At 64.2% G+C, this 12,652-nt stretch carries 12 protein-coding genes; 2 read left to right on the plus strand and 10 right to left on the minus strand.

Annotated features, from left to right (window positions below; all coding sequences use genetic code 11):
* Window positions 1–2 precede the first annotated feature (2 nt).
* On the plus strand, window positions 3–689 hold the full coding sequence (locus ISG32_RS07170; RefSeq protein ID WP_194770302.1) for a TetR/AcrR family transcriptional regulator: 687 nt from the start codon (window positions 3–5) through the stop codon (window positions 687–689).
* Window positions 690–709: 20 nt separating this feature from the next.
* Here ISG32_RS07170 and ISG32_RS07175 read toward each other — a convergent pair whose 3' ends face one another.
* On the minus strand, window positions 710–1,483 hold the full coding sequence (locus ISG32_RS07175; RefSeq protein ID WP_194770303.1) for a type III pantothenate kinase: 774 nt from the start codon (window positions 1,481–1,483) through the stop codon (window positions 710–712).
* Window positions 1,484–1,659: 176 nt separating this feature from the next.
* Between ISG32_RS07175 and lysM the strand changes: the two genes are divergently transcribed.
* Window positions 1,660–2,127 (plus strand): peptidoglycan-binding protein LysM, encoded by a 468-nt coding sequence (lysM, locus tag ISG32_RS07180; RefSeq protein WP_194770304.1) that lies wholly within the window; start codon window positions 1,660–1,662, stop codon window positions 2,125–2,127.
* Between the two features lie 722 nt (window positions 2,128–2,849).
* On the opposite strand, the gene ISG32_RS07185 is transcribed toward lysM, so the two are convergent.
* From ISG32_RS07185 to lnt, 9 genes are all read right to left on the minus strand, one after another.
* Entirely contained in the window at window positions 2,850–3,293 is a 444-nt protein-coding gene (locus tag ISG32_RS07185; protein WP_194770305.1) for a rhodanese-like domain-containing protein, read from the minus strand.
* A gap of 95 nt (window positions 3,294–3,388) precedes the next feature.
* Window positions 3,389–4,390 (minus strand): M48 family metallopeptidase, encoded by a 1,002-nt coding sequence (locus ISG32_RS07190; RefSeq protein ID WP_194770462.1) that lies wholly within the window; start codon window positions 4,388–4,390, stop codon window positions 3,389–3,391.
* A 28-nt stretch (window positions 4,391–4,418) separates the two neighbouring features.
* The gene (locus ISG32_RS07195; protein WP_194770306.1) at window positions 4,419–5,165 is read right to left on the minus strand and encodes a lysophospholipid acyltransferase family protein; all 747 of its coding nucleotides are present in this window, start codon (window positions 5,163–5,165) and stop codon (window positions 4,419–4,421) included.
* A gap of 64 nt (window positions 5,166–5,229) precedes the next feature.
* The gene (gmhB, locus tag ISG32_RS07200; protein ID WP_194770307.1) at window positions 5,230–5,808 is read right to left on the minus strand and encodes a D-glycero-beta-D-manno-heptose 1,7-bisphosphate 7-phosphatase; all 579 of its coding nucleotides are present in this window, start codon (window positions 5,806–5,808) and stop codon (window positions 5,230–5,232) included.
* Window positions 5,809–5,879: 71 nt separating this feature from the next.
* Window positions 5,880–8,045: a glycine--tRNA ligase subunit beta gene (gene glyS / locus ISG32_RS07205; RefSeq protein ID WP_194770308.1), complete on the minus strand. Its 2,166-nt coding sequence runs from the start codon at window positions 8,043–8,045 to the stop codon at window positions 5,880–5,882.
* Window positions 8,046–8,072: 27 nt separating this feature from the next.
* Window positions 8,073–9,032 carry a glycine--tRNA ligase subunit alpha gene (gene glyQ / locus ISG32_RS07210; RefSeq protein ID WP_194770309.1) on the minus strand — a complete coding sequence of 320 codons (960 nt, stop codon included), beginning with the start codon at window positions 9,030–9,032 and terminating at the stop codon, window positions 8,073–8,075.
* Window positions 9,033–9,142: 110 nt separating this feature from the next.
* On the minus strand, window positions 9,143–10,363 hold the full coding sequence (gene fabB, locus ISG32_RS07215) for a beta-ketoacyl-ACP synthase I (RefSeq protein ID WP_194770310.1): 1,221 nt from the start codon (window positions 10,361–10,363) through the stop codon (window positions 9,143–9,145).
* Entirely contained in the window at window positions 10,360–10,884 is a 525-nt protein-coding gene (gene fabA, locus ISG32_RS07220) for a bifunctional 3-hydroxydecanoyl-ACP dehydratase/trans-2-decenoyl-ACP isomerase (protein WP_194770311.1), read from the minus strand. The genes fabB and fabA overlap by 4 nt, the downstream gene beginning before the upstream one ends.
* Window positions 10,885–11,052: 168 nt before the next feature.
* Complete coding sequence (gene lnt / locus ISG32_RS07225; RefSeq protein ID WP_323745903.1) at window positions 11,053–12,645, minus strand: apolipoprotein N-acyltransferase; 1,593 nt, start codon at window positions 12,643–12,645, stop codon at window positions 11,053–11,055.
* Window positions 12,646–12,652 lie beyond the last annotated feature (7 nt).

Here is a 12,652-nt window from a genome sequence, read left to right on the forward strand (position 1 = left end):
GCATGGCGACCAAAAAGGCACCGCGCCGCACCGCCGAGCGGATTTTGCAGAGCAGTCTGGCGCTCTTCAACCGGTTTGGGGAACCGGGCGTTTCCACCAATGCCATCTCGGCCGATCTGGGCATCAGCCCCGGCAATCTTTACTACCATTTCCCCGCCAAGGACGATCTGATCAACGCGCTGTTCGGGCAGTACGAACAGGCGCTCACCCCCATCCTGCAGGCGTCGGACGGCGTCGCCAATGTCGAGGATGCCTGGTTCTTCATGCATTCGGTACTGGAGGTGAACTGGCACTACCGCTTCATCTACCGCAATCTCAACGAGCTGCTGTCGCGCAATCGTCAGCTTGAGGCACGCGTGCGGGAGACGCTGGATGGACTCATGCAAAGCCTGTTGCGCCTGCTGAGCAGCATGCAGCACAACGGCGCATTGATCGCGCCGTCCATCGGCTGGGGCACGACGGCTCGCAGCATGGTGCTGCTGCTGGTGTTCTGGCTGAGCTATGAATATGCGCTCGATCCGCGCAATGCCCTCGAAGAGGAAAACGCCCAGAGCGCGGCGATGCGCAATGCGGTCCATGTGCTCGGACTGCTCACGCCCTACGCGGCCCCCGATCAACGGGCGCATCTGCAGCGGCTGATCGACGCCTATGCGCCGGACAGCATCGAGCCCGAATCCGCAGCAGCCTGACTCAAGACAACCGGTTCAAGTCAATACACCACCGCCGCCCGGTGCGCGGCGATTTCCAGCAGCCCGTCAAAAATCAGCTGCTCGACCAGCTCGAACGGCCGCGTCATGCTCGGCGCCATCTTCCAGCCCGCCCCGCCGGTCATCATGCAGGCGGGCTCCATGCCGCAGTGATCCTTGAGGTGCTGATACATGCGCTCGACCGCCCCGGCAATGGCGTAGGTGCCGCCACTCGTGAGCGCATCACTCGTGTTGGATGGAAATGGCCGCACCTCGCCGGTCGGCACATGCAGCCCTGCCGTGCCGGTCTCCAGCGCGCGCAGCATGATGCCGTGGCCCGGCAGGATCAGACCGCCGAGGAACTTGCCGTCGGTGTCGATCGCCTCCACCGTCACCGCCGTTCCCACCATCACCAGCACCAGAGGCCGTGCAGGCCCTTGCGCCAGCAAACGGTGACGCGCACCGATCATCGCCACCCAGCGGTCAGCGCCCAGGCGCGAAGGATGGTCGTAGCCATTGGTGAGCCCCGCTTCTGCGAGCGACGGAACCACCCACTGCGGCGTCACGTCCCAGAGTTCCATCTGTTCAGCCACGCGGCGCTTGACCGCATCGCCCGCCACCACACAACCCAGCATGCGCTCGGGAACGGGAAGCGTCGCCCACGGCCCCTCGGCGAGACGATCGATATGGTCCAGAAATTCGGCTCCGTGCGCCAGAAGCTGGGCGCCGGGTTGAGGTGCATCAAACAACGCCCACTTGAGTCGGGTGTTGCCCACATCGATGGCCAGAAAAGTCATGCCAGCGATTATCGTGAGTTTTCGAGATTTAACACTTGTCAGCAGAAACCACAGTGCAGAATGTCACCCTTGCCAAGCGCCCAAGGCAAACTTAGGGTAAATCTCTGACATAGACTGTCACATCGAGCCCTTACAGTGGCAAGTCGCTTTATTCCGAAACCTCAGGAGATCACAGCATGGGATTGTTTAGTTTCATCAAAGAAGCCGGCGAAAAGCTCTTCGGCGGTTCCTCCGCTCAGGCTTCCCCCTCCGAAGACCCGAACGCCAAGGCAGCAGCTGCCATCGCAACCTACATCGGCACCCAGAACCTCGGCGTGTCCGACGTGGTCGTCAAGTTCGATGGCGCCTCCGGTGCCGTGACCGTGAGCGGCGTCGCGCCCACGCAAGCCGCCAAGGAAAAGGTCACTCTGTGCTGCGGCAACGTGGCCAGCGTCCAGTCCGTGGACAACCAGATGAGCGTGACCAACCCGGAACCCGAAGCCCAGTACCACGACGTGGTGCGCGGCGACACCCTGTCGGCCATCGCCAAGAAGTACTACGGCGACGCCAACAAGTATCCCGCCATCTTCGAAGCCAACAAGCCGATGCTGTCCAGCCCGGACAAGATCTATCCCGGCCAGAAGCTGCGCATTCCGGCGCTGTAAGCGCGGATCGCGCGTGCCCGTCACTGGGCACGTCCAATGAAAAAGCCAGAGGCCTCACCGGTCTCTGGCTTTTTTCATTCACTCGTTCATTCGTTCATTCATGCTTCATGATCGGGAGAAGGGGCTGTGCCTTTTCGTCTTGGATATGCGTAGTCTTGGGTGAGGAGATTTGGTTTTTGTTTCTGCTTTTGTTGCGCTGTTTGAGGGCAGAGGCCGGGAGTTCCGCCCGGCGGCGGAGTAACTTTTTGGTCTTGCCCAAAAAGTCACCAAAAATGCGTTTTTCAATACCCGCGGCAGAACTCGCTTTGCGCTGCGCGCGCCGCTCGGGCAACCGCCGCGAGCTAGATGTTCACTCGGAGGTGTGCTCGGCACGTCGCTGCGCTCGTGCCGGGCATCTCGCGACTTCGCGAGATGTGGGCGCACCAGTGTTGTGCTTTTTTGATTTGCTTGCAGGATCAACCTCGTTCAAAGAACAGTCGGCGTCTGCACCCCAACCCAACTCAGCAAGCACCCCGGCACGAGCGAAGCAAAGTGCCGCAACACCTCTTCCAAACTGATTTCCGGCGGTTGTCCGAGCGAAGCGCGCAGCGCGCAGTCGAGTTCCGCCGGAGGTATTCAAAGCGCGTTTTTGATTACTTTTTGCGCGCAAGCAAAAAGTGATTGCCCCGCCGGGGGCAGTCCCGGCCTCCGTCCTCAAACAGAGAGCAAAAGAAAAAGATAACTCACTGCCTCCAGGGCAAACCACGAAACCGCCACCCCCCCAGCCGATTGCGCTGCCCATTGGCATCCACATCCCCCTCAAACCCCTCGAGGATGTTGTAAGCCTCCACCCCCAACTCCGCAGCCCGCTTGGCCGCAGCCACAGACCGAACCCCGCTGCGGCACAGCAGCACCGCCTTGCCGCCGGGCGGCACGGCAGCGCGCAGCTGCTCATCAAACGCCGCGTTCATCGCCATGCCCGGCCACTGCTTCCAGGCCACCGCCACCGCGCCGGGCACGTAGCCCACCCATTCGCGCTCGGCATCGGTGCGTACGTCGATGAGGACGGCCTTGCCCTCCTGCACCCATTGCCAGGCAAGTTGCGAGCTGACATCGCCCGCATAGCCATCGGCGGGCTGGACGGAGTCAGGGACAGAAGAGTTGGGCGTCGTATTCATGGCGATCATTCTGTCAGAAGCGCCACCGCTCGGGGCGGCGATCAGGCTCTCGGGCGCAGCCAAAGACCGCGCGAGTGAGGCGCAAGGCGCCTCAGGGGGGCGTGTCACTCCCAGGAAGGAGTCGCTTCTTCCTTGAGGCTGCGGCGCAGCACCTTGTAGTCGGGCATCACCGTGGCGACCGTTTCCCAGAAGCGTGGCGAGTGGTCCATGACGCGCAAGTGCGAGAGCTCGTGCACGACCACGTAGTCGATCACCGAAGGCCTGAAATGCAGCAGCCGCCAGTTCAGGCAGATGGAGCCGTCCGAGCGCGCGCTGCCCCAGCGGGTCTGCGCGCTCGACAGTCGCAGCCGGGTCCAGCGCACGCCCAGTTGCGGCGCGTAATGGTTGAGGCGCTCGATGAAATGCGCGCGTGCCTGCCTGAGCAGCCAGGCGTGCACCGCGTCACGGATCTTGGCGGGCTCTGCCGTGCTCGGCAACGCGATATGCAGCTCGCGCGGTGCGCCTGGGTACGGCGCATCGATCAGCGCACCGCCCCGCTCCTTGAAGCGATGCTCGGCGTCGAGAACGATCCGGAGCGGCTCGCCATACAAGGGGAAAATGCCACCGTTTCGCCAGTCTATGCGCGCGTCCTCGCGCTTTTGCTGTCGCAGCTGGGCGTCGCCGAGCTTGCGCAGAATCCAGTCCGATTTTTCCTTGAGCGCATCGTCGATGGCCGAGAGCGTCACCCAAGCGGGCGCACGCACCGACAGGCCGTCGGCATCGACCACGAAGCCGATGCTGCGACGGCGCACGCGCGTGAGCGCATAGGCCACGCGCGCATTGCCGAGCAGCAGCTCGCGATTGGCCTTGGGATGGCGAAACGATGCGGGCTGCAGCACGCGCGAGAGCGGTTCGGGTGCAGGGCTCGCTTCTGTGGATGGGGCTAGGAGTGCGGGTTCGGCCGAAAACTCGGCCCACAGGTCCTGAGAGTCGTCGTTGGCCTGCTTCAAACGGCGGCTGCGGCCATCGGGCGTGGCGCGCGGCGCGGCGGGTTTCTGAGAGCCTGTTGTGGGTTCAGGCACCGGCTTGTCGGCATCCTCCGCGATGCCGAACAGCTCGAGCGCCATCTGGATCAAGCCCTGTCCCACGGGTCGCTTACTTTCCGGGCGGATAGGCGTCAGGGTCGAGGCGCCGCATTTCCGCTTCGATCCAGTCCTGCGCGGCCTGCATCAGCTCGTCCTGGTTCTTGCCCTCGGACGGAATCTGCGGACCCACCGACACATCGACGATGCCCGGGCGCTTGGTGAACGGCGTCTTGGGCCAGACGCGGGCCGATGTCACGGCGATCGGCACCACCGGCACGCCCGCGCTCACGGCCAGACGCGCACCGCCGCTCTTGTACTGCCCGACTTCGCCGCGCGGAATGCGCGTGCCCTCGGGGAACATGATCACCCAGGTGCCTTGCGACAGCAGCTTGCGGCCTTGCTGGAGCACCTTGGCGAAGGCGCGGCTGCCTTGGCTGCGGTCGATGTGGACCATGTCGAGACTGCCGATGGCCCAGCCGAAGAACGGGATCTTGAGCAGTTCCTTCTTGAACACGTAGGCCAGCTGGCGCGGCATGATGGCCGGCATCAGAAAGGTCTCATAGGTGGACTGGTGCTTGCACAGCAGCACCACGCCCGCCTTGGGATCGGTCGGCAGGTTCTCCATGCCGGTCACGCGGTAGCTGATGCCCATCAGAGGACGCGCGCTGTGCACCGACATCGCAAGCCAGGCGCGCGCGATGCGATAGACCGTATCCTGCGACCCACCGAACAAACGCACCACCAGCATCGCCAGCGAATAAGGAATCACGGTGACACTCATCCACAGCAGATGAAGAACGGAACGGATGAAAGCCATAGTGTTGAGGAGTGGATGAGTCGGTTGTGTGAATGAAGTCGTTGTCGAATGAATTCGAAGGCCGTCAATGCGCGGCCGCCTTGGCCGCCTGAGCCGCCGCGACGAAGTCCACGAAGGCGTTCAGATCGGCGTGCACATGCGTGCCCTCGGGCCAGGGCGCGGACAGCGCACCCTTGGACACCTCGAGCTCGGCCGCCGTTCCCGAGCACACCAGATGCAGTTGCGGCACGCCGATGGCCGCCGCCGCCTGCAGGTGCGACAGCGTGCTGCCCACCGCCACCATCTCGCTGCGCTCGACGCCGTAGCGGTCGCGGATCTGCTCCATCAGACCGGGTGCGGGCTTGCGGCAGCTGCAGTGCTCGGCATCCGAATGCGGGCAGAAGAACACCGCGTCAATGCGGCCACCGAGCGCCGACACCTGCTTGAGCAGCCGCCCGTGGATGGCGTTGAGCGCATGCACATCGATCACCCCGCGCCCGAGCCCCGGCTGGTTGGTGGCGATCACCACATGCCAGCCCGCACGCGACAGACGCGCCACGGCTTCGAGCGCACCCGGAATCGGAACCCATTCGTCGGGAGTGGCGATGTACTCATTGCCCATGGCGTTGAGCGTGCCGTCGCGGTCGAAGATGGCGATTTTCATGACTGGATTATGAAAGCATTCGAGAGAAATCCCGCTCTACACGCTCTTGGGTCCCTGACGGCGGTGTCCGCTCAAGCCAGACGAGACAGGTCAGCCACGCGGTTCATCGCCACGTGCAGCGACTTGAGCAGGCCCTGGCGATTCAGACGCACGGCCTCCTCTTCGGCGTTGACCATCACGTCGTCAAAGAACTTGTCCACGGGCGCGCGCAGCGCGGCCAGCGTCTGCAGGCTGCCGGTGTAGTCGCCGTTGGCGAACTTCTCGTCGGCCACCGGCACCGTCTGCTGCATGGCGGCGTAGAGCGCCTGCTCGGCGGGTTCCTGGAGCATGGCGGGATTGACGTGCGCGTCCACTTCGCCAGCCTTCTTGAGGATGTTGCCAATGCGCTTGTTGGCGGCGGCGAGCGCGGGCGCTTCGGGCAGTTCGGCGAACGCGCGCACGGCCTGCAGCGCCTTGGGCATCTCGCCCCATGGCACGTTGGCGGCGATCACCGCATCGGCCTCCTGCGCGCTGTAGCCCTGCTCGCGCAGGTAGCCCGCAAGGCGCTCGTGGACGAATTCAAGCAGTTGCGCGTTGCTCTTGTCGGCATCGGGCAGCAGCGCGCCGAAGCTCTCCGACGCGGCCTTCACGACGCTTGGCAGATCGAGCGGCAATTCCTTTTCGATCAGCATGCGGACCACGCCCAGCGCGTGGCGGCGCAGCGCGAACGGATCACGGTCGCCGGTCGGCAGATTGCCGATGCCGAACATGCCGACCAGCGTTTCCAGCTTGTCGGCCAGCGCCACGATCACGCCCACGTTCTCGCGCGGCAGTTCGTCACCCGCGAAACGCGGCTTGTAGTGGTCCTCGATGGCATGCGCCACTTCCACGGCCAGGCCGTCATTGGCCGCGTAGTAGCCGCCCATGATGCCCTGCAGCTCGGGAAATTCGCCGACCATGTCAGTCACCAGATCGGTCTTGGCGAGCAGCGCGGCGTTGTCCACGCAGTCCATCAGATAGTCGCGCGCAAGCTCGCCTTCGGCGGAATGCAGCGCGGGGTTCTCCGCGACGATGGCGGTGAACATCTGCGTGGCGATCGCCTTGGCGATGTCGCGCACGCGCTGCGTGCGCTCGCCCTGCGTGCCGAGCTTGTTGTGGTAGACCACCTTGGAGAGCAGATCGACGCGGCTTGCCAGCGTCTTCTTGCGGTCCTGATCGAAGAAGAATTTCGCATCGGCCAGACGCGGACGCACCACGCGCTCGTTGCCGCCGGTCACAGCGCTCGCGTCGGCGGGGCTGATGTTGCTGACCACCAGGAACTGGTTGGTCAGCTTGCCTTCGGCCGAGAGCAGCGGGAAGTATTTCTGGTTGGCCTTCATCGTGAGGATCAGGCATTCCTGCGGCACGTCGAGGAATTCCTTCTCGAACTGGCAGACCAGCACGTTCGGGCGCTCGACCAGCGCGGTCACTTCGTCGAGCAGCGCCTCGTCCTCGATGGCCTTGACGCCACCGCCCACGCGCTCGGCCGCAGCCTTGAGCTGGCGGGCGATCTCGTCGCGACGCTCGGTGAAGCTCGCGATCACCGCGCCCTGCTCGCGCAGTTGCTTGGCGTAGTCGTCCGCACTCGCGAACACCACCGGATCGACGCTCGCTTCAAAGCGATGGCCGTGCGTCGAGTTGCCGGCCATGAGGCCCAGTGCGTTCACCGACAGCAGCACCTCGGTGCCGTGCATGGCGACGAGGCCGTGCGCGGGACGCACGAAGTTCACGCTGCTCCAGCCGTCCTGCAACTGATAGCGCATGACCTTGGGGATAGGCAGCTTGGCGATGGCTTCATCGAGCGCCTTCTGCACACCTTCGGTGAGCTGCGCGCCCTTGGCGGTGCTGTTGTAGAAAAGAATGTCGGCCTTGCCGTCGTTCTGGCGATCCAGCGTGGCGACGGCGGATTCGTCGGCACCCAGCGCATTGAGCTTCTTCAGCAGCGCGGGCGTGGCCTTGCCGTCGGCCGTGAGGCCCACGGTCACGGGCATGAGCTTTTGCGAGACGGCCTTGTCGGCGGCCTGCGGCAGCACTTCGGTGATGTGGGCAGCCAGGCGGCGCGGCGAGGCATATGCCGTCAGGCGCGAGCCGGGCGACGTGAGGCCCTGGGCCTTGAGCTGCTCGAACATCACGCCCGCAAAGGCGTCGCCGAGCTTCTGCAGCGCCTTGGGAGGCAGCTCTTCCACGAACAGTTCAACAAGAAGATTCGGAGTGGTCATGATCAGTGGTTCTTTCGCTTCTGCGCCTCAGGCGGCCTTCTTGTTGTTGTTCTGTTGCTGCTCTGCCTTGGCGAGATCCGCCAGCACTTCGTCGGCCCATGCCTTGGGCGCCATCGGGAAGCCGAGGCGCGCGCGGCTGTCCAGATAGGCCTTGGCCACGGCGCGCGCCAGGTTGCGGATGCGGCCGATGTAGGCGGCGCGCTCGGTCACCGAGATGGCACCGCGTGCGTCCAGCAGATTGAAGGTGTGGGCGGCCTTGAGCACCTGCTCGTAGGCGGGCAGCGCGAGCTTGGCTTCCATCAGGTGCTGGGCCTGCTTTTCGTAGGCACCGAAGGCGGTGAACAGGAACTCGGCATCGGAATGCTCGAAGTTGTAGGCCGACTGTTCGACCTCGTTCTGGTGGAACACGTCGCCGTAGCTGAGCTTGCGGCCATTGCCATCGTCGGTCCAGACCAGGTCGTACATGTTCTCGACGCCCTGCAGATACATCGCGAGGCGCTCAAGACCATAGGTGATCTCGCCCGTCGCGGGCTTGCAGTCGATGCCGCCGACCTGCTGGAAATAGGTGAACTGCGTCACTTCCATGCCGTTGAGCCACACCTCCCAGCCAAGGCCCCAGGCGCCCAGCGTCGGATTCTCCCAGTCGTCCTCGACGAAGCGGATGTCGTTCTTCTTGAGATCGAAGCCCAGCGCCTCGAGCGAGCCGAGGTACAGCTCCAGAATGTTGTCCGGTGCCGGCTTCAGAACCACCTGGTACTGGTAGTAGTGCTGACCACGGTTCGGGTTCTCGCCATAGCGGCCGTCCTTGGGGCGGCGGCTGGGCTGCACGTAGGCAGCCTTCCATGGTTCCGGGCCCAGCGCGCGCAGGAAGGTGGCGGTGTGCGAGGTGCCCGCGCCCACTTCCATGTCATAGGGCTGCAGGAGTGCGCAGCCCTGGTCGGCCCAATACGACTGCAGCTTGAGGATGATTTGTTGGAAGGTCAGCATGACTGGTTCTGTCTTGTTCGATGAACGCGTTTTCACGCGTGAACCGAACATTTTAGTTTGCACAAACAAAACGGGGGCCGCAGCCCCCGAGAATCTCGATAGTGACAGTGTTACTTGCCGTCCCAGCGGCGCAGCACCAGCGATGCGTTGGTGCCGCCAAAGCCGAAGCTGTTGGACAGCGCCTGACGTACCGGAGCGTCGCGCGTCACGGTCACGAGCGGCATGCCTTCGGCGGCGGGCTCGAGCGTTTCCACGTTGGCCGAACCGGCGATGAAGCCCTTGTTGAGCATGATCAGGCAGTAGATCGCTTCCTGCACGCCGGTCGCGCCCAGCGAGTGGCCGGTCAGCGATTTGGTCGACGAGAACGCGGGAATGTCCGAGCCGAACACCTCGCGGATCGCGCGCAGCTCGGGCACGTCGCCCACGGGGGTCGATGTGCCGTGCGTGTTGATGTAGTCGATCGGGCCTTCCAGACCTTCGATGGCCTGACGCATGCAGGCGATCGCGCCGTCACCGGAGGGAGCGACCATGTCCTCGCCGTCGCTGGTCGCGCCGAAGCCGACCACTTCGCCGAGGATGTTCGCGCCGCGCGCCAGTGCATGCTCGAGGCTTTCGAGCACCACGGCGCCGCCGCCGCCCGCGATCACGAAACCGTCACGGTTCGCGTCGTAGGCGCGCGAAGCCTTCTCGGGCGTCGCGTTGTACTTGGCGGACATCGCGCCCATACCGTCGAACAGCAGGGCCATGCCCCAGGACAGCTCTTCGCCGCCGCCCGCGAACATCACGTCCTGCATGCCCCAGGCGATCTGCTGGGCAGCCGCGCCGATGCAATGCGCCGAGGTGCTGCAGGCCGAGGTGATCGAGTAGTTGATGCCCTTGATCGCGAAATTCGTCGACAGGCAGGCGGAGACCGTGGAGCTCATGCAGCGCGTGACCTGATACGGCCCCACGCGGCGGATGCCCTTGCTGCGCAGCGTGTCGGCCGCTTCGATCTGGTTGGCCGGCGAGCCGCCGCCCGAGCCCATGATCAGGCCGGTGCGCGGGTTCGACACCTGCTCGGGCGTCAGGCCCGACTGGGCAATCGCGTCGGTCAGCGCGATGTGCGCGTAGGCCGCCGCATCGCCCATGAAACGCAGTTGCTTGCGGTCGATGCGCTCTTCCAGATTGATCTCGGGAATGCCCGCCACCTGACTGCGCAGGCCCAGCTCGACAAACTCGGGCATGGCCTTGATGCCGGGACGGCTGGCGCGCAGCGAAGCCTCCACCGTGTCCAGGTCGTTGCCGATGCACGAGACGATGCCCGCGCCCGTGATCACCACGCGCTTTTTCATGCTGCAGTCCCTTGGCCGTTGCCTTCGCGCATGAACAAGCCTACACGCAGGTCATTGGCCACGTAGATTTCCTTGCCGTCGGCGAGCAGACGTGCGTCGCCAATGGCCATATTGAGCTTGCGCTTGATGACACGCTTGATGTCAATTTCGTAAGTGACCAGTTTCACGTCGGGTCCGACCTCGCCGGTGAACTTGACCTCGCCCGCGCCAAGAGCGCGGCCACGGCCTGGCAATTGCAGCCAGGTCAGGTAGAAGCCGATCAGCTGCCACATGGCGTCGAGGCCGAGGCAGCCCGGCATCACCGGATCGCCTTGGAAATGGCAGTCGAAAAACCACAGGTCCGGCTTGACGTCGAGTTCCGCGACGATCTTTCCCAGACCATGCGCACCGCCATCGCTGTCGATGTGCGTGATGCGGTCAAACATCAGCATGGGTGGCAGGGGCAGGCGCCCGCTGTCCGGCGTGAACAACCGGCCCTCACCGGAGGCGATCAGTTGCTCATAGGAAAAGGAATCAGCCATTGTCAGTCATTCTCCAGACGGCCAAGCGCCATCTTCGTGGGATGGCCGGAGTTGAATCCGACCATAAACATTCTTGCAAAAGGGCATCATTATCAAGGCTTGCAGTAGTCCAACCGCAACATGGGGCCAAGAAAATCATACAAAACCCGGATAGTTCGCTGATTATCGTCAATGCACAACACCGACTCGGTGGCGATTTCCCCGGATTCCAAGCAGAACGGCAACCACCAACCCCAGCCCCCAGAGCGGCCAGAGCCCAAACCGCCCCACCCACCAGGCGAACGGCGTGACCGGCCCGGACACGCCCCGGACCTCTGCCTGCAGCACGCCGCGCTTGTCATTTTCAAGGCGGTGCGTGACCTGGCCGCGATGGTCGATCACTGCGGTGGCGCCGGTGTTGGTCGCGCGCACCATGGGGCGCTCGAACTCCAGCGCGCGCAGCCGGCTGATCGCCAGATGCTGGTCAATCGCCACGGAATCGCCGAACCAGCCGATGTTGCTCAGATTCACCATGAAGGTCGGCGAACGGGCCGCATCGACGAAGCGCGCGCCCAGTTCCTCGCCGAACAAATCTTCGTAACAGATGTTCGGAGCGATGCGCTCGCCCTTCCAGTCGAACGAATCCTGTCCGATGTGGCCGCGGTTGAAGTCGCCGAGGGGGATGTTCATCATCTCGGTGAACCAGCGGAAGAACGGCGGGATGAATTCGCCGAACGGCACCAGATGGTGCTTGTCATATTGATACGGCTTTTGCATGCCTGGCGCATAGCCGTAGACCGAGTTGGTATAGCCCTCGGTGAAATTGCCGAGCGGAATGCCCACGAGCAGCGCCTGCTCGCCGCCCGCCTTCACATAGCGCTCGGTGACGGCCTCGAGATAGCCGGTCGGCAGCTGCTTGGGCAGAAGCGGAATCGCCGTCTCGGGCGCGACCACCAACTGGGCCGTGGCCTCGCGCAGCCGTCCGCCGTACCAGTCAAGCGCCATCGGAATGCCGCTGCCCGGCAGGAATTTTTCATCTTGCGGAATCTGTCCCTGCATCAGGGCCAGCGTCATCGGCTTGGAGAGGTGGCTGGCATCCACCTTCCTGAGTTCGGTCTGGCGCTGGGAGGCAAGCCCGCCGAGCACCATGAGCACTCCGGCCACGCCGATCCACCATTTCTGGTTGCTGGCGTCCTCCGAACGCATCATCGCGATCGAGGCCGCGATGAAGGCGGCTGCAAAGCCCATGCCGTACACGCCCACATAGCGCGCAAGCCCTGCGAGCGGTCCTTCGACGTGCGCATAACCGATGGCGCCCCAAGGGAAGCCCGTCCACCACTGTCCACGCGCGAGTTCCGCCAGCAGCCACAGCGCAGCGAACAGGAAGGCGGCATGCAGACGGTTGTCCGGCAGGCGCTTGCGGAACCACCAGACGACCAGCGCGTAGTACCCACCCAGAAACGCGGCCAGCCCCAGCACGGCGGCGACGGCCAGTGGCGCGGCGAGGCCGCCGTAGGTGTGCATGGAGATGTAGAGCCACCAGAACGTGCCGCAGAGCCATGCCGTGGCGAACAGCCAAGCCATGAAACCCGCGCGGCGCGGCGTCGCGCTCTGGAAAATTGCATGGACGAAGGCCGCCAGCGCCGCGATCTGCAGCCACCACAGCGGTTGTCCGCCCCAGGGCCAGGCGAGCGACAGCGCCTGCGCCACCCCGGCCAACAAAACCAGTGGCCAGAGCCACCATGCGCCGCCCGCGTTGTGGGCGGCGGGATCAACTGGCACAACGCCG

The sequence above is a fragment of the Diaphorobacter caeni genome (genome assembly GCF_015354245.1).
GTDB lineage: Bacteria > Pseudomonadota > Gammaproteobacteria > Burkholderiales > Burkholderiaceae_C > Diaphorobacter_A > Diaphorobacter_A caeni.

Coding starts and splice junctions, on each gene's coding strand:
- ISG32_RS07170 (WP_194770302.1), top strand. CDS start 3: ATGGCGACCAAAAAGGCACCGCGCCGCACCGCCGAGCGGATTTTGCAG.
- ISG32_RS07175 (WP_194770303.1), bottom strand. CDS start 1,483: ATGACTTTTCTGGCCATCGATGTGGGCAACACCCGACTCAAGTGGGCG.
- lysM (WP_194770304.1), top strand. CDS start 1,660: ATGGGATTGTTTAGTTTCATCAAAGAAGCCGGCGAAAAGCTCTTCGGC.
- ISG32_RS07185 (WP_194770305.1), bottom strand. CDS start 3,293: ATGATCGCCATGAATACGACGCCCAACTCTTCTGTCCCTGACTCCGTC.
- ISG32_RS07190 (WP_194770462.1), bottom strand. CDS start 4,390: ATGGCGCTCGAGCTGTTCGGCATCGCGGAGGATGCCGACAAGCCGGTG.
- ISG32_RS07195 (WP_194770306.1), bottom strand. CDS start 5,165: ATGGCTTTCATCCGTTCCGTTCTTCATCTGCTGTGGATGAGTGTCACC.
- gmhB (WP_194770307.1), bottom strand. CDS start 5,808: ATGAAAATCGCCATCTTCGACCGCGACGGCACGCTCAACGCCATGGGC.
- glyS (WP_194770308.1), bottom strand. CDS start 8,045: ATGACCACTCCGAATCTTCTTGTTGAACTGTTCGTGGAAGAGCTGCCT.
- glyQ (WP_194770309.1), bottom strand. CDS start 9,032: ATGCTGACCTTCCAACAAATCATCCTCAAGCTGCAGTCGTATTGGGCC.
- fabB (WP_194770310.1), bottom strand. CDS start 10,363: ATGAAAAAGCGCGTGGTGATCACGGGCGCGGGCATCGTCTCGTGCATC.
- fabA (WP_194770311.1), bottom strand. CDS start 10,884: ATGGCTGATTCCTTTTCCTATGAGCAACTGATCGCCTCCGGTGAGGGC.